This window comes from Nostoc punctiforme PCC 73102, assembly GCF_000020025.1.
Taxonomy (GTDB): domain Bacteria; phylum Cyanobacteriota; class Cyanobacteriia; order Cyanobacteriales; family Nostocaceae; genus Nostoc; species Nostoc punctiforme.
The window spans coordinates 1,261,550-1,282,804 of the sequence record NC_010628.1; the positions used below are offsets into that span (position 1 = coordinate 1,261,550).

At 40.5% G+C, this 21,255-nt stretch carries 13 protein-coding genes; all 13 read right to left on the reverse strand.

Annotation, left to right across the window (positions count from 1 at the left end; genetic code table 11):
* Positions 1-463 precede the first annotated feature (463 nt).
* Entirely contained in the window at positions 464-2,047 is a 1,584-nt protein-coding gene (locus NPUN_RS05390) for a mechanosensitive ion channel family protein (RefSeq protein ID WP_012407806.1), read from the reverse strand.
* A 617-nt stretch (positions 2,048-2,664) separates the two neighbouring features.
* Entirely contained in the window at positions 2,665-4,893 is a 2,229-nt protein-coding gene (locus NPUN_RS05395; protein WP_012407807.1) for a bifunctional diguanylate cyclase/phosphodiesterase, read from the reverse strand.
* Positions 4,894-5,498: 605 nt separating this feature from the next.
* Complete coding sequence (locus tag NPUN_RS05400; protein WP_012407808.1) at positions 5,499-6,629, reverse strand: glycosyltransferase family 4 protein; 1,131 nt, start codon at positions 6,627-6,629, stop codon at positions 5,499-5,501.
* Positions 6,630-7,089: 460 nt separating this feature from the next.
* Positions 7,090-8,520, reverse strand: coding sequence for a hypothetical protein (locus NPUN_RS05405; RefSeq protein WP_012407809.1), 1,431 nt, complete (start codon positions 8,518-8,520; stop codon positions 7,090-7,092).
* A 161-nt stretch (positions 8,521-8,681) separates the two neighbouring features.
* Entirely contained in the window at positions 8,682-9,608 is a 927-nt protein-coding gene (locus tag NPUN_RS05410) for a glycosyltransferase family 2 protein (protein ID WP_012407810.1), read from the reverse strand.
* A complete protein-coding gene (locus NPUN_RS05415; protein ID WP_012407811.1) occupies positions 9,526-10,728 on the reverse strand; it encodes a glycosyltransferase family 4 protein in 1,203 nt (400 codons plus the stop codon). The genes NPUN_RS05410 and NPUN_RS05415 overlap by 83 nt, the downstream gene beginning before the upstream one ends.
* Positions 10,729-11,041: 313 nt before the next feature.
* Positions 11,042-12,034, reverse strand: coding sequence for a glycosyltransferase family 2 protein (locus tag NPUN_RS05420; RefSeq protein ID WP_012407812.1), 993 nt, complete (start codon positions 12,032-12,034; stop codon positions 11,042-11,044).
* Between the two features lie 62 nt (positions 12,035-12,096).
* Entirely contained in the window at positions 12,097-13,299 is a 1,203-nt protein-coding gene (locus NPUN_RS05425) for a glycosyltransferase family 4 protein (RefSeq protein WP_012407813.1), read from the reverse strand.
* Positions 13,300-13,365: 66 nt separating this feature from the next.
* Positions 13,366-14,205 carry a hypothetical protein gene (locus NPUN_RS05430; protein WP_012407814.1) on the reverse strand — a complete coding sequence of 280 codons (840 nt, stop codon included), beginning with the start codon at positions 14,203-14,205 and terminating at the stop codon, positions 13,366-13,368.
* 144 nt (positions 14,206-14,349) lie between these two features.
* Positions 14,350-16,191 carry a heterocyst formation ABC transporter subunit HepA gene (gene hepA / locus NPUN_RS05435; protein WP_012407815.1) on the reverse strand — a complete coding sequence of 614 codons (1,842 nt, stop codon included), beginning with the start codon at positions 16,189-16,191 and terminating at the stop codon, positions 14,350-14,352.
* A 113-nt stretch (positions 16,192-16,304) separates the two neighbouring features.
* On the reverse strand, positions 16,305-17,027 hold the full coding sequence (hepC, locus tag NPUN_RS05440; protein WP_012407816.1) for a heterocyst development glycosyltransferase HepC: 723 nt from the start codon (positions 17,025-17,027) through the stop codon (positions 16,305-16,307).
* A gap of 634 nt (positions 17,028-17,661) precedes the next feature.
* Positions 17,662-19,890: a GumC family protein gene (locus NPUN_RS05445; RefSeq protein WP_012407817.1), complete on the reverse strand. Its 2,229-nt coding sequence runs from the start codon at positions 19,888-19,890 to the stop codon at positions 17,662-17,664.
* 146 nt (positions 19,891-20,036) lie between these two features.
* On the reverse strand, positions 20,037-21,137 hold the full coding sequence (locus NPUN_RS05450; RefSeq protein WP_012407818.1) for a glycosyltransferase: 1,101 nt from the start codon (positions 21,135-21,137) through the stop codon (positions 20,037-20,039).
* Positions 21,138-21,255: the final 118 nt, after the last annotated feature.

The window sequence follows — 21,255 nt, forward strand, 5'->3', positions numbered from 1 at the left end:
TATTTACGCCCACTTACTTATTTAATGTTTGACTATGACTTGAGTTGATTAATTTGCTCAGTGATTCCATAGCTATCTATATATTGCTGTAGACATTATCACTTGTGATGCGATCGCAGGAGTTAATCTTCATTTGGGCTTGATTTTTGTTTAAGTCCCGTTAAAAGAGATAAGATAACCAGGGCGTAGGAAGTCACTTATGCAGATGACAGGGATATGTTCAACTTAACCAGATTTACGTTTGATAAGTATCAATTGTATTTGGTTACAAGTAATTTCCTCTCGCTTTGTTGCTTTTTTGGCGGTGAAGTTTCGCCAAAAGTATAAAAGTAAAGGGCTTTTCAAGCCTATAACAATCATTACTCTTTTGCTGTATGAATGGACACAATTTTTGCTAACTTTTAAATTTTTTCAAGCCTGATATAACACCAACTCGCAATGCTCGTTAAAAAAAAGTGCCAAATTAACCTTCAGCGCTTTCAGCACGGATGGGAATTACAATTCCTTCGCGCAGTAGTGCATCCGTAAAAATCTTCCGAAGAACGCGTTGAATCTGAAGATGTTTTCCTGGCTTCACCTTCGTTAATGTCCGCAGCAACAAGTTAGATTCTCCAAGGCTTTCCACTCCATCTATCTGTGTACCTTCGAGTACATCTGGATCGTTTGTTTTTAACTGTTGTCCTACCTCCTCAATCACTTTGTACACATGGGCTAAGTTGGAATTATAAGGCACACCAACTTCTACTACTGCAAAGATATACTGTTTAGAATAATTAGTAATTGGGCCAATATCTCCATTGCGAATAATCTGCAATTGACCATTGGGATGTCTAATACGAGTGGTTCTGAGTTCAATTGCCTCAACAATACCTTCGACAACTTTCTCTTCGGCTTTCCCAGCCTCGATATAATCACCCACTAAATAGTAGTTTTCAAACAGAATAAAGAAGCCGCAGACTATATCGTTTATCAGTGTCTGTGCCCCTAAACCTACAGCTATACCGACAATACCAGCACCTGCAAGTATAGGAGTTGGGTCAATGTCAAGAGTATAGAGAATAGAGATAATAGCAGCAAAGTACACAAAATATTGTAAGAAACTACGAAAAAGAGGAACGAGTGTCAAGCGTCTACTTATTTGAATATCACTTAGATTCCGATCTTTGAATAGCACCTCTTCAACAAGTAAGTAAGCGACTTCAAACAACACACGACTAATGAAGATGATGCCGATGATCTTGATTATTCGCGGCCCAAAAGCTGCGATATTGGCGATTAACTGCACCTGCTGAATTACCAATGTTGCCATGCAGACATAAATTACAAATTCTAGACACCGTTTTAAAAAGGGTATCAGGTGTCGGAGGCGATCGTAGAATCTTAAGAGGTTATCAGGGTTGGAGTATCTGACGCTGAGAGCATCGAGAAAATCAACTACCGCCGCGACTGCTTTGAGTATCAGCAACCCGACGGCAATAATTAGATAGATTCGCAGTGCAATGTACAAATATTCCGAAACCGTTGCTGGCAATTTGAGAAACTGGGCACACAAGATTACAGCCCACAGCCAGATTCCACCACTAATTCTGTGATAGAGGGCGTTAAAGAAAGCATCAATACTTTCATCATCGGCGGTATTTTTTTCTAAGTTCTTGGCGCTAGTGCTAGCTACCTTCAGCCAATATTTCAGAAATTTTAGTGCGATCGCCGCTAACATGAAAGTGCCAATGCTCTGAGCTATTCCAATTCCTAGAGTTATCCAAAATCCTGGTGGAATACGCTCAAGCATTGCTATGGTGTATTGTTGAAGGTTTTCACCACGATAAATTAGATAACCATTAGCACCCACAATCAAAATACATGACACCAAGCAAGCAAGTAACAACAACCCTGTAATGTTCCGACGCAAGGTTTTGATACTTCTATCTTCGCTCTTTAATATAGAGGTCTTTGTAAATAGCTTGAATAACTTGCTTACAAGCCAGTTCAGTAATAAAAAAACAAAGATTACAAGGCTGACTTCAGCTAAAATGATCAATATACTCATGCGCGATCGTAAAACTTAAATAATTTAACCGTTTGATTATCAAAACCTATTGAGAGATAGCTTGATATCTCTATAAGATAGATGACAATTATTTCATATAATAAGTCTTTGTCAAGCTACTAACATTTAAATCACTTTATATCTAAGTGATGATTTCCAAAAAGCTTTTTAAGGAAGGTATTTGTGTAACTTCGGGTTTAGCAGTTACATAAACTACCTAAAACTTAAATATACTTAAGTGTATATTCATTGATAAGCGATTCAAATCCAGGACTTATAACAATTTGAAAAAAGAATCCAAAAAGCAAGATTTTCTGGTAGGGGCAATTCAATTGCCCCTACCGCATATAGTTTTGCGTAAGTCCTAAATTCATATTAGTTATCAGTGAACACTGGTTTAAGCTGCTTAAGCGTAGCCTGTGGCAAGCTGTTAAGTAACCGGAATAAACTACATATACCAAAATACATGAAGCAGGAACTGAGGACTGGAGAATAATATTTTTTACTCAGTACTTTCAATTCAAATGGGTGGAAATAAAGCAAGCTATATTAAAAAATATAAATTGACTACCCCTTTAGATATAGTAGTTATACGGCAGAGGAAATAAAAACTGTTACTAAAGGAAAGATTTAGGCTCAACATCCTGACAGTTTATCTGCACCACACAATTTCTTCCTTGTGCTTTTGCCTGGTAGAGTCCCTGGTCAGCAGCAGCAATTAAGGTTGCGGGAGATAATTGGCTATGAGGAGTGATGGTTGCCACACCAAGACTTAGAGTGATGAATTCACTGACCTGAGAATGGGGATGAGGCATTTTTAATGCACTAATATTGGTCTGAATATCTTTTGCAACTGCAATGGCCCCTTCAATATCAGTATTCGGTAAAATAACTGCAAACTCTTCTCCACCATAACGAGCAACTAAATCAGCAGGGCATTTAACTGTTTGAGAGATTACCTTGGCAACCTGTCTGAGGGCATCATCTCCTGCCAGATGTCCATGCGTATCGTTGTAAAGCTTAAAGTAATCGACATCACACAAAATCAAAGATAGCGAACCTTGCTCTCGTGCCAATCGTTGCCACTGTGTGTTGAATGTGTCATCAAAGCAGCGTCGATTTCCCACTTGGGTCAGACCATCTGAACAGGCAAGGCGCTGTAATTCCTGGTTTGCTTGTTGTAATTGGTGGTAAAGTTCTGATTGCTGAATAGCGATCGCAGCTTGTCCTGCTAACTGGTTAAACAAGTTAATCTCCGATTGCTGCCATTGTCTGGCATTACGGCATTGATGAGCAATCAATAGTCCCCACAAACGCTCTTTCTGCAAGATAGGCACGACAAGGTTTGCCCGGATTTGCAAACTCCGCAGGAGGTCAAGATGACACGGCGATAATCCAGCAGTTTCAACGTCTTCGATTGCTCTGGTGTTACCTTGTTGAAAGTAAATTGCACGGGTAGATTTAAAGCATGTGTCCATAACGTGAAATCCCAGAATGGACATACACTCTTCTGCTAAGGATTCTACAGCTACTAATCCACTCCAGTCTGACTCAAACTGGTAAATTATTACTCGGTCTACCTCAAACAGTTGCCGCACTTCGGCTGCTGTGGTTTGCAAAATCTCGTCTAACTCTAACGATTGTCGAATGCGCTGCGTCACAGCCGCGACAATTCGCTCGGACTCATTTTGGTGTTGGACATGCCGCTTAAGCAGCTTAGAATCTGTCGATGCTACATTTAACGTGATCGGATTAAAGTGAGGGGTTGTAGTGACAGGCACTGCACTAGGTTTAGCAATCAAATAGCCTTGAGCAAGATTTGCACCTCGTTCTCGCAGCCAGTTCAGTTCCTCAATACACTCAATTCCTTCAGCAACGGTCTGGATGTTTAACTTTTGAGTAATCTCTAAAAGCTTCTCGGTAATCGAAGCTTTGTAAAGGTCTTGATGTACATCTCGAATTAACTCCATATCCAGCTTGATAAAGTCTGGACGTAACTGATGCAGCAAGTTTAGGCTGGAATAGCCAGAACCAAGGTCATCAAGAGCTACTAAAAATCCAGCATCCCGGTAGTATTTAAGCACTGCCTTGAGATGGGTTAAATCTTGAGGATTATCTGATTCCACAACTTCAAAGACAACGCGATCGTGGGAAATTTCGGCAGTATCAATTGCCTCAACTGAACTACTTAGGCAAAAAGCTGGATCGTAAAGTGATGTTGGCGCAAAATTGATGAAGATATGCCCACTCACTTTATACCGACTGAATTCAGTGATTGCGCTGAGGCGAGCAATTTGGTCGAGTTGTGGTATTAGTCCGGCTTCGGTTGCTAACTCCATAATTGGTGTCGGTAGCATTAAATTCCCTTCTTCATCCAGCCCCCGCAAAAGCGATTCATATCCAAAAATCTGCGATGTATCCTTAATTGAGACAATTGGTTGAAAGTAACTGGTGAATCGTTCCGTTGCCAGCATTTCAAACAGCCAGTCGGATTGGTTCAACTTAATGAAGCGTTGTAATGAGGCTATGTCACTAAAATCATGGAGTTGAGGTTGGATATTACCTTGAATGAAAAGGACTTGCGTCTCTTTTAATTCTCTAGGTGCAAGTAGTTTGGCCAGGTTACGGGCAATTTCTATGGACTGTCCGGGTTTACACTTCAAACTCAAACCTGGTCGCTCGTGCATCAGTTCATACTCAAGTCTAAGCTGCTGTAGGTAGGAGGTGGCTTTTTTGAGGGTATGTGTAACGGGGAACCAGAGAAAGAGCCTTCCTGCCTCCTGAGTCTGGCAGCGTGCAACATTGCGACAAGCACAGGTTTTGGAGATAGAACATATCTGGCTCATAACTAACTACTTTGTTCAATCAAATTTATTTTATTATTCCCACTATTTTTACAATAAAAGATAAACTATTCTTCAAATATATGAAGATTTGATGAGTTCGGTAATTTGAAGAATCTGGTGTATCAAATAATAAAGCAGCACATCTATAGTTTTGTACCAAATGTTTAAGTAATAGTCGCTCAATTTGGTGCAATGAAGCAAATTAATAAGAGTTAGATAAAGAATTGAAGCCATGAAATAAAAAGAAAAGTCAGCTAGGTAACGATTGAAGGAGAATACAGAATTCAGAATTCAGAATCAAGACGCTCGCGGACTCGCTTGCCGCCGACGCTATCCGCCAGCGATGCACTTAGTTTCGGCTACGCTCAACTACCGCCGGTCGTTGTGTCGTACAGAATACCTTTCCTGTATTCTGACTCCTGACTCCTGACTCCTGAATTCTGTTTTGATAATTTTTTGCTAGGCTAATTTAGCTCGACTTTATCCATATCGTTAACTGATGGACTTGATATTATTTTTCAACCACAGATGTATATAGAGAATTCATCGATGTCAATCTGTGGTTTCATTTTCATAAAATTGACTTTTGCAAAAAGTTTACTGTTTCATTCAGCAGATGAAACACTGGGTATTGCAGAACGAATTGCACTAATAAAGTTTTGAGCATAATTCTGCGTTGAGAAATCCAAGGCGCGTTGCCTGGCAGCTATTCCTGCACTACGGGCAAATTCTTGTTCGTCAAGATAGCGGAGAATTGTGATCGCTAATTTATCCGCATCGCCGTAAGGTGTTAATAGTCCATTCATCCCATCGGTAATAATCTCTGTCGGGCCTCCTGCATCGCCAGCAATCACAGGTTTACCCAGCGCCATCGCCTCAATAATCACAATTCCAAACGGTTCTTTATCCGATGCATGAACGAATACATCCATCGCCTGCACCCACTCCGGGATATTACGCTGTAGTCCAGCCATAATTACTTGTTCTTCCAAGCCCAAGGTAGCAATTTCGGCTTTTAAGAAGTCCTCATAGCCCGGTTCTAAATCGTGCTTACCGCCAACTACCACACAATGAGCATCAGGATACTTCTCTAAAATTTTGGGCATCGCTTGCACTAATACGTGCATTCCCTTCCATCGTTGCAATCGTCCCACAATTCCAATCAATGGGCCGTGTAAAGGTAAGCCCAGTTTTCGGCGTGCTTCTTCTGGAGTTGGCAAAGCATCAGGCTCAAATCGGTCTAGCGCGACACCGGGATAAACCAAGGGTGTTGGCCTGTGGGGCCAAATCTCTGCTTGTGCTTGCTTGCCATCTTGAGAAAGGGTGATAATTGCTTGGGCTGGGATTAAAGTAGCAATTCGTACCAACCAAGTTTTATCGCTCGGTACTTCTAGCTGATACCATACAGCAGGCAAACCAGCCAGCATTGCCGCCAAGCCTCCAGATATATGCGTAATCCACATCCAATTGACAATTATATCTGCACGTTCGCGGCGTGCGATCGCAGCTATCCGAAAAACAGCACCAATAAAACGGTGGATTTGGCGTAAACGTCCACTTTCTACAACTCGCGCATCAATGCCAAGGGACTTTACTTGTTCTACCATCGGGCCGTGTTCTAAAAATATCACCAGCCACTCAACACCAGCATTACGTCCCTGCTGTACCAAATCCCAAAGCATCATTTCACCGCCGCCTCGTTGTTCGGCTAGTGGCATTACAATAATTGCTTTCATAATTTATATCAGTCCTATTTTAAGTTGTAAGATTTTGTTTTTTAACTCAATTCACATAGCAATACGCTTGGATTAAGCATTTTATTTTTTTCTTCTCTCTGTGTTCGGTTATTGAGCGGAGCCGAAATACTGCACCTCTGTGGTAGTCTGCGGCAAGCCGCTGACGCTCCTTTGTCGCTACCGCTTCTCTACCAAAGGCTTGTCTGCGACACGCTCCGCGAACGCCAACGCTAATGCGTCTACGTTAAAAAAACTGACTTCTACAAGGAGCTTCAACCTTAACCCAAGCGTATTGATTTATATAGCAGTCCTAAAAAATATAAAGAAGGAAACGAACCGCCTTCGCGCAGCGTCTCGTCAGAGAAGAACGCCTTCGCGCAGCGTCTCGAAGAGAAGGACGCAAAGGGAAGAAAGAAGAAAGAAATATGTAATTTTAACCAATGGTTTAGGATTGCTATATTTATGAATTATTCGGATTGCTATAGTATTTGTGTCCTGCCATAGCCATAGCTAAAAATCCCCAAAGAATCATCCCTGCCACACTTAACATTCCACTACCAATAATTAGCTGTGTAGCTGAACTGATACCAATCGCACGAGCAGCACTGATAAAACTATCAAAACGTCCTTCACCATAACTGCTAACACTAATAATTAACAAGATTAATCCACCCATATAAAAGATTGCTCCAAACCAACCAAGGGTGAAAAACATATCTAAAATGCCACTATCAATGACCACTACTTCAATTTGACCAGTTTTTTCGTTGACTTTCCAAATATTTCCTAAGCCGTTACCTAAACCATTAGAAAGGGCTAGACCAAGGTTTTTGTCATAACTTCCCGATCTATCTTTAAAACTGGTATCTTCTTGAAGATTAGAAAAAGTTTCCAAACGGGCTGATACAACTCCAGCAATTGGCTCAATAGTTGTCAATGGTACAACACAAATTGCCATCACCGCAATTATGATGATTAAGCGCATTTGAATTCGCGCCTTGACTGAAGCCACAATCATAATTATTCCAAATAACCAGCCTCCCCAATTAGTCCGTGCTTGTGTTAGTAGAAACGACAAGTAACCAACAGCTGAAGCAGGAAAAATTAAATTTCCCGAACTGGTAAATAACAACAGTAAACCAGCTTGCATGACGGAACCAAAAGGCCCGACTGAGTGCAATGTACTCCAGACACGCATCCCGAAAGGTACAGGGTTTCCAGAACTCATGAATAGTTTTGATTGGATGAGCCAATACCTATCCCACTCAGGAGCTACTACGAATTGATATATGCCATAAGTTCCTAAAATTAACACACACCAAAGAAACGTTCGCTGAATATTCTGGCGATAGCTAGGATAATCTCGCCAGTTTATAAATAAGTGAAAAGCGAAGATAATCGGACTGAGCCAATCCAGCAGTCCGCGTGCTACAGGGATTGGTGGGTTATAAATCAGACCGATAAGAAAGCCATAAAAGACTCCGATAAAAGCCATAACAAACGGCAAACCCCCTTGATGTGAGGCACGGGGAAAATGTCGCAAGAATGTTGCTATGGTTACAAACACTACCAAGTATGGTGCTATAAGCATCTGGCGGGTAGCGTCCCAACCTACCCGATAATCAACTAAGCGGGTAGCCAAGGGTGTGAGAAACCATATCCACCAGGTAAAGCTGACGTAGAGAATGGGATGCCGCAAGTATAAAAACACGGCTACTGCTAAAGCAGTCACGGGATAAATTAGGCGCAATGCAGCAGTAGCACCAGCAAAATAGCAAACTACAGTTAGTAGTATAAAGCCTGCGATCGCCATCCACCCCTGTTGCGATCGCTCTTCTGGAGAATAATTTTCTTGTGAAAAACTATTGAAAAGTATCTGTCTAGAATTCATTCAATTTTAGATTTTAGATTTACACATAAAAAATCCTAAATGAAATAATCAGTCTGCAATGACCAATACTTCGACTTACCTCGGCTCCGGTTCCATCGAGCGAAGTCGAGATGCTCGGCACGAGTCCTCAGTACAAGTGACCAATGACAAATGACTAATGACTAATGACCAATGACAAATTCTTTATATCCCTGCCAACGCCCACGCCAAGATGCTAGCAATTTTTTCCCCGCCAATTGTCCTTGGCTAGGTAAAAATCTCAGCCATTGTACAAAACCCAAACTATCGCACGTACCTACAAATACTGCCCAGAATAAAAATACAATCCGGCGGATAAATGGCAGATGCTCTAGTAAAACTAAGGTTTCATTATGGACTAAATTGATAAAGGCAATTTCGTTAAAGTTATTTCGCTGATCTTCATCAAAACGTTGTGCAGGATAGTGATCTACAGCAACATTAGGATCGTAAATTATCTTCCAACCAGCCCGCTTTAATGCCAGAGTAAATGCCATTTCAAAATGTACCTGCGCTCCAGTACCACGCATCCGCTCGTCAAAGCGTAATTGTCCAATTGCCTCTTTACGAAAACTCATGTTTACGCCTTTGAGAATATCGACTTCGCGGGGTTCTCCCACTCCCAGATGATGGTTGCCAATCACTCGTCCAAACCACTGCAACTGTCCCACTACTGGGCGAGATTCATCTTCTAATTTGCTGCCGTGGTATACCCAATCACGCCCTCCCAGACCGCCGAGGTGACTATCTGAGGTAAAGTAAGCGGCGATGCGCTCTAACCAATCTGGGTGTGGTGCAGCATCATCATCAGTTATGGAAACTATATCGCCCTCCACTGCTGCTAATCCGGCGTTGAGGGCTGCTACTACGCCTGGTTGTGTCACTTTCACAGTATGCAGTGGCAGATTAGGCGCGTTTAATTGCGCCAAAAATTGCCAAGTTTCTGCATCCGTATCGCGGACAACCACTATCACCTGATCGACGGGTTTAATTTGCTTCTGTAGCGCTAAAAGGCAGCGTGATAGGTCTTGTGGACGGCGATAAGTTGGTATCAGAACGGTGTTCCGCATTCTTGCTTAACTCCTCGAATAGATCCACATAAGTTTGTGCCATAGTAGTCCAGCTATGTTGTTCTGCCACAGAACGAGCAGCTTTGCCCATTTGCTTTATGAGGGTGGGACTACTCACCAAAGTCAGCAATGCCAGAGCCAAAGCATCACTATCATCTGAGTTGGATAAGACGATGCCACATTCTGGTGTCACCAACTCTCCGCCCCCGGTGGCTGTGGCAGTAATTACTGGCAGTCCTGAAGAAAGTGCTTCTAACAATACGAGGCTGCAAGCTTCGTATCGGGAAGGAAAAACAAATAAATCTACTGCTTGCATAATTTGGGGGATATCACGGCGAAATCCTACAAAATGCACGCGTTTACTTAACCCTAATGATGCTGCTAACTGCGGGAAAGGGCTATTTTGGGTGTGTCCCACTACCACCAAATGTAAATCGGGAACTTTCACCAAGGCGTGCAGTACTGTATCTAAGTTCTTTCTGGGTGTGCGGATATCTCCGGCGAATAATGCCAGGGTGACATTCTCCGGTAAACCCAACTTTTGGCGATCGCTTTCACCAGGAGTAAACTCGTCTAAGTCAACGCCATTGACAATTACGCGAATGCGAGAACGCGGCACACCAATGTTGACTAATTCGTGGGCTACTTTTTCTGATACTGCTACGACAACCTGCGCTTTTTGGAAAGCCTGTTTTTCCCAACGGGCATTAAAAGCCGTAAACAGCCATTGGTAAAAACCATAAAAATCACGGCGGTTGCGAGAAATATGAACAGGCGATCGCAACCATGAACTATGGACAAAATGTACAGCATTCACATCAGCCGCAGCCAGATTAATTGCGCCATTGACTTTAACTAAATCAATCTCAGAGCGATGTTTCCGTAACCAATCTGTACTTTTTTGGGCAAATACGAAATTACGTACAAATTCTGTCGGATAATCTTTGACTGGAATTGGAATCCAATTAACTTGACTATTAGCTTCTAATTCTGGTGCGACTTCACTAGCTAATAATGTTAGTTGATGACCACGACGAATTGCTTCATTAGCAACCTCATAGTTTACTCGTCCCTGCCCATCACCTTTTTTAATTTTATGAGTAACAATACAAAGTTTCATCCACTACCTTCTTTAATAATTTAAGCTTATGCAGAACCGCAAATAAAAAGTTGAAAATAATCCAATACAGTTCAGTTAAGCATTTCTTTATTCTCTCAGTATCCTCTGTGTCTCTGTGGTAGCCTGCGGCAAGCCGCACCGCGTCTACGTAAAAAAATGACTTTGACAAAGATTTTTAGCCTTAACTTAACCGTATTATCAAATAATCTTCTTTTCTTACCTTCGCGGTTCGTTAAAAAATAGCATTTACACAAACAGAGATTTTCAGGTAAGGGCAATTCATGAATTGCCTCTACAAGGTCATATTGCTCTACTATTTTGACAACTCTATTAATTTATTTGCCAAAAATTGCGGAGTAAAGGTAAGACTTAGCGCTACTAAGGTTCGCGCATTAAATTTTTGTTTAGTCAGCGCCTGCCAAAAATAAGGACGTGCTACTGCTATCTGTTTACTTCGCAGCAAACCAATTCCCAAAGTTGTATTAGCCTCTAACCATTTCTGTTGAAAGTACGTTCTAAATTTCTGTAACTGAGCGTCTTCCATAAAGGCTTGATAACAGAACATTTCGCTTTTAGCTTTGCGGATTTTTGCCTGCACATCTCGACTACCACTGAGCATAGTATCAGTTTGCTCATGAGCGCGATATCGCGTCAGTTTTTCTGGATAGTAGTAAGCACCATAAGCCGATATACAACAGAGATAAGTTAAATATAAATCCCACATTCCGCCAACTTCTGGAGGAATACTATCCCAATCGATCAGATTATTGCGAATTACACAAGATGCAGCAGTAGGTATACTTTTATCTACCAATCCAACTTTACAGAAAGGTTGATAAATTCCTTCTTTGAGTTGATCTCGCTTATAACCGCGTGTATTTTTTTCAGTCCCAGCATTATCAATTATGCCATTTGCATCTATAATATATTGGTCACAAAAAGCGAGAATTAACTCAGGATTTGCTTCGAGAACTGGTACAAGCTTTGCTAAGAAGTCTTCATTCCAGATATCATCATCATGAAGACTAGCAACATATTTACCTCGCGCCATCTTGAACCCATGCTGCTGATTAGCGAGCATACCTACATTTTGTTGGTGTCGCCAAAATCTGATGCGTGAATCACCAAAAGATGCCACAAGTGCTTGAGGATTTTCTGGACTGCAATTATCTGAAACAATAATTTCGATATTTTGATAAGTCTGTTTAATGGCACTAGCGATCGCTTGCTTAAGATAGTCTGGTCGGTTATAGGTAGGGATAATAACGCTGACTAAAGGCTGTTGGCATTCTTGAGATAATGACATATTTTTTCCTTTATATTTCATGGATAAAAGATGCACCATTAGAGATTTTGATCAAATTAAGCTTATTTCACTTGAGAAATACTATATAATTTTTTCGTTCTCGCAGGAAATTCGGCTATTGTTTTTGCATAAATTGTTCGCAGATTATTTACATGAGCAGCCATTGTAAATTCTTTCATCAATAAAGCATGGCCTTGTTCGCCCATTTGCCGAGTTTTTTGATAATCTTTATCCAAAGAATGAATAGCATCAACTAGCTTTTTGATATCATTACCTGGAACAAGAATACCTGTTTCTCCATCTCGCAAATGTTCTGGAATGCCTCCCACTGCACTACCAATTACAGGTCGATAATTAGAGTATGCTTCTAGTGTTACAAGACCGGCAGGTTCAGGCCAGACACTAGGAAAGATGACTGCAAAACACTGTTGATAAAGTTGATTTATTTTGTCAGCATCGCACCAACCATGCCAAACAATCCGATTACTTAATCCGATTGTGTTTGCTAACTTTTCTAACCGTGGCCGTTCCCAACCTTCACCTGCAATATCAAGTTGAATTTGCGGATTTGTATGTATTAAGGTTTTAAGTAGCCATTCCAGACCTTTATCAGAAACAATGCGACCAACAAATAAAATTCTATGATTTTGGTGAACTTCTAAGCTCAGGGGAGCGGTCTTTATTTGCGGTACAGAGATACCACAGTGTAGGGTTACAGTTTGCTCAGAAGGTACGCCGTTTTTAATCAACTCTTGACGCACATATTCGCTATTAGCGACAAAAGTAATTTTTACCTTTTTTAAGGTATCTAATAACTGATGAGTAATTTGAAGTTCTTTAAGAGTTCTTAAGGGTCTACGGGTACCACATTTATCTACTAACTTACCCCAAGTACAACCTAAGTAAGAAAAGTTGCGATCGCAGATTGTCCGTTGCCCTGCTAAATACTTTGTGCCACTAGGACAGTACAATGAGTGATTATGAACACTAAAGACAGTAGGACATTCGCCTGTAAGCTGCAATAGTAAATCTGGGCTGTGGATATGCAGCAGCTTGAATTGGCTTTGGTCAACACCCTTGAGGGATTTTATCACGCGATCGCTAACTTCAGGCGGTCGATGTTCAAACAGAGAAGCTAAATAAGTTTCAACACCTCCGCCCTCACCTACATCAAAATTAGAGCATTGATAAATCAGGTCTTCTTCAAAGATCCCTCTATGCAAGTGTTTATTATCTTGTTTGGCTTCATTGATTGAGTTAAGCATTAACCACCATTCTTTACGTTATTATTCATTGAACTCCTCATATAAATAGAGGTTTACTTCATCAACTTATATGCCAACATTAAACCAAAGCTTGTGTCTAACATCACTCACATAATGTCTGAGAGCAATGTTTTTACTTGCAGATTTATCTGGATAAATAAACTGATCTTCTACATTTAGAACATATTTATTTGAGCATAGAGGTTTACCATGATTGTGGTGCATGGTCAAATGTACAATTGTTTGCTCAGTAAAATAACTAGGAACTTCTGGAAGATTCGCTAAACGTTCGATAGCAAAACTCCAGTCAAATTCATGCCTAAATATTATAAATCCACCATTTACAGGATTCGATTTCTCGGACTCATCATAAATAATCCGCTCATCAAGCGACATCGAACAATCAGGTAGATAAAGAGAGTATTTTTCGTCCGACTTACTCAAATCAATTAAGTCAATCCCGCCAGGAAAAAATAAAATATCTGAATCAGTGTAAATCGTAGTACCATTAACAGGAATCGACATTAATGCCGACAACTTTCTGCCCATTGGATGCAGTTGGGCATAATCAAGAACACATTGAGGTAAATCTGTTCTCAGGAAGTTTTGTAAAAGTATTACCTGAACGCAGGGATGGATACGGCGGAGTAAATTACAACTAGAATCAGTATAACTACCATCGGAAACTACAGTAAATGTCTCTGGAATACCGACATGGCGAATGAATGAGCGAATACTTGCTACTTGTTCTGGTAGATCGCGTTCGCATGATAAGGCATAGATACTTACCGGAACTTGCCGAGTTTGCTTGATGGGGATGTTGATAATCTGAGAAATGGCTGCTTTATATAGAGAACGATTAAATTTACCCTGAATTTTAGCAGTGTGGTAGCCTATATTTACCATTTATTTTTCCTTGTTAAAATTATCAATAACTGAGTAGGGAAATGAATTCGTAATTTATATTTTGTAAATTACGAATTACGAACTATGAATTACGAACTTGTACTGAGCGACTTGCCCTGAGCGCAGTCGAAGGGAGCCGAAGTATTACGAATTATAGTATTGCATCTGATGATATTCCCACAGCTTGCCTTGGCGTGCGAGTAATTCTTGATACTTGCCCTGTTCTACTATCCGTCCTGCTTCTAGTACTACGACTTTATCTGCTTTCGCAATAGTAGAAAGACGGTGAGCGATCGCAATTACTGTTCTACCCACAGATAGCTTTTCTAATGAATCTTGAATTAAGCGCTCGGATACAGAATCTAAAGCACTAGTTGCTTCATCCAAAATCAAAATTTCTGGGTTCCGTAGTAGTGCCCGTGCGATCGCAATTCGCTGTCTTTGTCCTCCAGATAATCTAACACCCCGATCTCCCAATTGGGTATTAAAACCTTCGGGCATTTCTAAAATAAATTCCAGCGCATTCGCTAATTTAGCAGCTTCTTGAATTTGCTCATTAGTAGCTTGTGGAGTACCATAAGCAATATTTTGCCAAACATCAGTATTGAAGATAAATGTATCCTGACTGACAACAGCTATTTTACGACGTAGAGAGTTAATTTCAAATAGTCTTATATCAACTTCATCGATATAAACATTTCCCTCTGTGGCATTGTAAAATCGAGGGATTAAATCAGCAAGGGTGGTTTTACCAGCACCAGAGGCTCCGACTAGTGCAGTCATTTTTCCCTTTTCAATGGTTAGGGTAATGTTATGCAGTACTATATTTTGGTCATCGTAACCGAAATCTACAGATACTAAATTTATTGCCCTTTCTAAAGCGTTAAACTGAAGTTTTCCATTCTTAAAATAATTTTTATCATCACTTTTCAACAAATTTTTAATGTTGTCTGCCGAGCCATGTAGAGTACTGAGAAATGCTCGTGTGCCATTAATATCTTGAACAAACGGAATGAAGCGAAATAGTACAAAGAAAAATGTTAGCAAAGAAGCAACTTGTAGCGTTCCATTACTAACCAGGCTAGTGAATGCCAAAATAATCATTCCCACCAACACCGTAGTGGCTGCCCCTTCGGCAATTGGCTTGACAAGTGTCCAAGTAAATACAACTTTAGTTGTAGAACTTACTACCTTATCGCTAGCTTTGTAGTAACGCTGGCGTTCAAATTCTTGAGTACCACAAGAATGAACAGTGCGAATGCCATTAATAAATTCTATGGCTGTTGATGTAAAGTTAGCATTAGCAGTTGTCATGCCAAAACTTGATTCTCTGACTCTGGCATTCAGATTAGATAACCCTACACCTAAAAGTGTAAAGAGTAATGCTGAAATTACAGTCAGTTGCCATGATATCAAAAACATTGATATTAAGTAGACAAGAGTTGTTATCCCTCTAGATACTAAAAATGCTGCACCACTAAAACCCTGCCTGATCCTTTCGATCTCTGTGGTTATTGTGTTAATTAGTTCACCAGAACGAGTTTTGGCAAAGTAACTTAACGATAAGGATTGTAACTGTTCAAAGATTTGCTTTCGTAAGCGATCGCCAAAATGTAGTTGAGATAATTCAGTATAAACTTGTCCAAAATAATTGAAAGCGACACGTAACCAAGTACTTAATAATATCAGCGAAGATATGCGGTATAGACGATTAATTGCTGAGGAATTAGATCCCAATACTAAATTATCAAACCATTCTATTCCTGTTTGGACAGGTTGAGCATTGGGACTAGTTAAGCTTTGCAAAAAGGAAAGTAAAAAACCAATACTTACTCCTTCAAAAGTTGCTGCTAAAATCGAGAATGTCAGAGCTAAAATTACTATTTTGCGAAAGTGTTTAAATTCTCGCAATATCAAATAGTTTTCTTGCCAAAAGCTAGAAGCTTTGAGCAGACTACGAAATTTTTGAGGAAGCTGAAAATTCATGGATTTTATAATAATAGTTTGGCAAGGTAGAGAGACCGCTATAGATGCAATGTAGTAATTTTTGCGTTAGCCTCAGTGCGGTAGATGAAATCATCAATTACCGCACAGATAAATTACAGTGTTTGGCTATCTAGATGTAACAGGTGAGATGCCTCTACTTCCCAGGAAGCTTTGATGTCTGGTAATTTATTTAGCTGTACTGCATCTTCCAAAGTCCAGCAATGAGATCCACCACCAGTTAAACTCATGTCACCCCGCAGTACGTTAAATAACTGTGGGAGATTGTCGAGATTGTATTTACCTATCCAACGCCCTAGTGGTGTGATATTGTGCGTACAAAACTTCATTGCTTGAAAGAGTTTACCCCGTTCTCCAACACGCCATTCACTACAAAAAAGCGATCCTGGTGAGTAAACCTGCATTAATGCAATCAATCCCAGCATGACTGGACTTACTAATAGCAGCAATACTAAAGCAGCAATCCAATCAATTAATCGCTGCAATTGTCTCCAGGGTTGATTAGAAGGTTTATTGCCAGCAGGTATGCTTAGGAATATTGGTTTTTGAGCTTCTTGACATGCATCTGCCCAAAACCTGAGCAAAGCCTCACCTAGCTTTGGATCTATGCTTACCAAACTTACCGGAGAATGTTGTAAGCATTTTACTAGCGATCGCTTACTATCTAATGCAGGCAGATATGGTTGTTTAACTCGTCCAGGCTGCTTTACCAACAGCTGACCCTGCCGCCACTGGAGTGTGCAACACCCACGATTATCTTGGTGTTCCTGGGTTACATCATATAAATTCTCTACAGTTGGAATTATTGAAGCTGTCATAATGTCTTTGGGTTTATACAGGAGTAAATTACTGAGGCGTTATCAAAGGCTATTAATGCCAAAGACCCAAATCCGAATCTTGTTGTAAGTCCAAAAAATTGGAGATAATTGAGGGCAAAAATATGTTATTGCTATTTGCCACTCAGCCAAGTACATATCGTCCAGAAGTTTGCTGGTGTAGAGGTTTACAAATCAACGTTACTATCAATATTCATGGGTAATCGGTATTTTCCGGTAACTACTGAAAGTAGAAATATGTAGAGGGAAATTACCCATAAATTTATATCTACGTTTAATTGCACTGAGGTGTTTCTTGTATCGATAAATTTACCAAAACCAGTCTGCTCTTATCTTCTAGCCTTTGTGAAGTGCTTTAATCTCTAGAATATAAGACTATTTAGGAATAGCGATCGCTCAAATAAATTCTTTATTTACTCTTTAAAGAGCCAGTAATTTCTCTGAAAACCCATAAAGATAGCATAAATATACTAAAATTTTCCTGATAACAATAAAATTAAATTTGTTCATAAAAAAGTAGGGTAGCACATCTGTGCTACCCTACCACGTGTTGTATTTAAACAGATTACCTCCCCAACTCCTTAAATAAGTCAGGGAGCGATCGCAGCCATACTAGCTACTTTTCCACAGCTTGACGGAGAGCCAATTGCTGTTGTTTGATATAAGGTACGTAATTACTGCTAGAGTTTGATACCCCATTAGCTACAACCCCAATCAGGTTTAACTTACTTAGCATTGCTGTAGCCTGAGTCAACTGGCTTCGTGTCACAATACCAATGCTTGCCACCATGACCACACTACGACAAGATGATGCCGTAAGCATGGCATCCACCAAACCAAGAACTGGGGGAGCATCTATGAGTACCAAATCATAGTTTTCCTCAAAAGCTGCCATCAATTGCATCATTCGGGGAGAACTCAACAGATTAGCTGGGTCAGCAGGTTTGGGCCCAGCAGTTAAAATATCGATGTAGGCGGAACCTGCGTATTGAAGACTAATCTGGCTGGGTAGACTTGCATCACTCGCTAGTAGAGTTGAAAGCCCTTGTTCATTAGGAAGATTCAGTTGGTGGTGCAGGCTGGGATCGCGTAAGTTGGCATCAATTAGTAACACTCTTTTGTGTAAACGAGCAGCACTCATCGCTAAACCTAACGCCAAAGCTGACTTACCCTCATCTGGTAAAGCTGAGGTAATCATCAAAGATTTCAAGTTAGCAACAGTATTTAAAAGTTCAATGTTCTTGTAAATTAGATCCAGCGATTCCCAACGTGGTGGAGATTGCAATACCTGAATTGTCCAAGGGGCGAGAACTTCTGGCTTGCCAAAGGGCAATTTGATCATTGATTCTCTGGGTTTAGCTGGCGGCAACTTGGGGGTTGTTCCTAACAAAGGTAGAGCCATTTGCTTCTCTAACTCGGCAGTGGTATGAACTGCATCATCAGCCGAATCTCGAATAAAGGCAGCAATGCCTCCTAACATCAACCCAACCACAGCACCTAACAGCAAGTTCTGTTGGAGATTGGGGCCTAATTGTGCGCCTTTTTGGGGATCTTCTACCACTTCCCAATTAAATCCACCCTTGGAAAGTTCTTGCCGCAATTGCTGTTCTGCTCTTAAAAGCTGCTCTAACCTTTCACGACTAAATTGCAACTGCGGTAGCATCCGATTGTAATAAGCCAAAAGAGGCGGGAAGCGTTTGATTTCCAGACGTAGCTCGTTTTCTTTCTGAGCTAAACTTTGATCGCGGGCAGTTAAAGCAACTATAGTTGTCTGCGTTTCTACTAACTGACCAGCAAGGCTAAGATCAATTTGGCCAAGTTGTCCTTTTTCAAGAAGAGAGTCTCCAGAAGTGAATGCACTAGCAGACTTTTCACCTAAAGTTCTTCCTACTTCTTGTTGCAATAATTCCTTCTGACCTTGAAGCTGTTCTTTGAGCTTTTGCACACTTGGAGTCTGATCTGTAAAGCGTAAGCGTTCTTGTGCTAGTGCCAATTCGCTTTTTTGGATTTCGTTCAGTAAGCCTTGATAGCGAGTAGACTGACTCAGGCGAGAAGCAACTAGAGCATTTTGAGGAGAACGGTTAAGTTGTTCTTCCAAAGATTTTTGGCGTGCTAAGGCTTCGCCATACTGAGCGCGAGTTGTCTGTCTTTCTTGAGCGATATTATTTAAAGCTGTCTCAATCGCTTTGGCCTGTGACTCTGGATCAATTAAGTTCTGATTTCTGCGAAACCTTTGTAAATTAGTTTCAGATGCGTTTACTTCTTCACTAGCTTTACTTAACTGTTCCCTAATAATTTGCAGACCTTTTTGTAACCGTGAAGTCTGCTGTTGTTTGTTATATTCCAGATAAACTTGTCGAATTGCGCCCAGAACTTTTTGTGTTTTTTCTGGATCTCCAGCAGTGTATTCAACTTGAAAGATTTTTGTAGCAACATTATCTTCTTTGCTTCTCAATTGAGTTAAGACTAAAGAAGCTTTAATTTCACCTGTACTGATATCTGGATAATCAGACTGAAGTTTATCAACTGCTTTTTGGATAAGTCCAGAACTCTGCATCAAGTTAAGCTGAGTTGCAGTATCTATCACAATATTAGAGTCAGTAAACTGGCTATCTACCCCTGCTCCTTCTTTCTTACCTTGATAGTTGGATTCTACTAGCAGTTGCATTGAACTTTTATAAGTTGGTTTAGTTTTTAAAGTTACGATGCCTGCTATAGCAATAGAACTAATTAATACTGCTAAAAACCAAGGAAATCTTCGCACAAATACGGCAAACAATTGTCCGTAAGTTGGCTCAGTTTCAGAGGCTGGATTTATTTGAGGATTTAGACTAGTTTGAACCACTTTTATTATCCTTGTCTTTTCTACGAAAGGCTACGCCAACAAGACTTACGCTAAGAGATATCCCGAAGAGTACCTATTTTTTAACAACCCGCCGAGGAGGATATATAAAATAATAGGTAATCTTATAGTGTCAAGAGATTTCGAAATCAAATGAATATTTGATGCCCGCCACAAGCCTGGTTAATAATTTGCTCAACTTTCCCAAAGAATGCATTCTCTGAAAAGTTTGCTACTGCATGATTACGGATGCGATCGTAATCCCAAGAAATGCTATTGGCTTCTAGTAATGCAGTTTGTAGAGATTCGGGTGTTTGTCTTTTGAAAAAGACTCCTGTTTCACCTGGTATTTGAGTATCTAATACTCCACCTGCACCATAAGCAATGACTGGTGTACCGCTAGCATTAGCCTCTACTGGAACTAACCCGTAATCTTCTAAGGCTGCGACAATAATAGACTTGGCTTTGGAAAACAAGTCTTTGCGGGTTCTATCACTTACGTGTCCCAAGAACACAATATTTTTTAATGCTTTAGATTTTAACCGTTCTAGTTCTGGCCCGTCACCTGATATTAATAAGCGCCATCCCAGCCAGTTAAAAGCTTCGACTATTATATCAAGGCGTTTATAGCTGATCATCCGGGCTGAAGCCAGATAATATTCATCTTTTATATCTGAAAAAACAAATTTACTAGTATCAATTGGATAGTTCACCATCATTGCCTTTTTGCCATAAATATTTTCAATACGGCGGGCAACAACACTAGAATTAGCAATGTAAAGGTCAGGTTCCTGTGCATATTTCAGGTCTACCTTTCTCATTACTTGAAATACTTGTTCAATTAAAGGTGCAAAATATCTATAGTCTCCGTACTCCCTTAAATAAGTTGCTGTATCCCATAAGAAACGGGTGACGTTATGGCAAAAGCAAATGTGGCGGGCGTTGGGGTTTTTTCGTACTGCTTTGGCGAAGCTGGTGCTACTGCTAATAATTAGATCGTAGTCTTGCAGATCCAAGGCGCGAAAGGCAGGAAAATATAGAGGAGCCATTGCCCTGAAATACTTTGCTGCACCAGGAATTTTTTGTAAGAAGGTTGTGTTAACGATGCGATCGCCTAGATCAATAGTTTTTTGAGGATCGTACAGAGATGTGAAAATGTCTGCTTCAGGATAACGCTTACAAAGCAGTTCAAATACACGCTCTGCCCCACCTCGCTGGGTTAAATAATCGTGGACTAGAGCAATTTTCATCAATTTGACCTAAAGTTTCGATCGGGTTTGTTTTAACGCTCCCCAGCAAGTTATTATCAACAACTTTAGTGTCCCGCAGTATAGCTTCCTATCCTCTTTACGAAATTCTGGCGAAAAA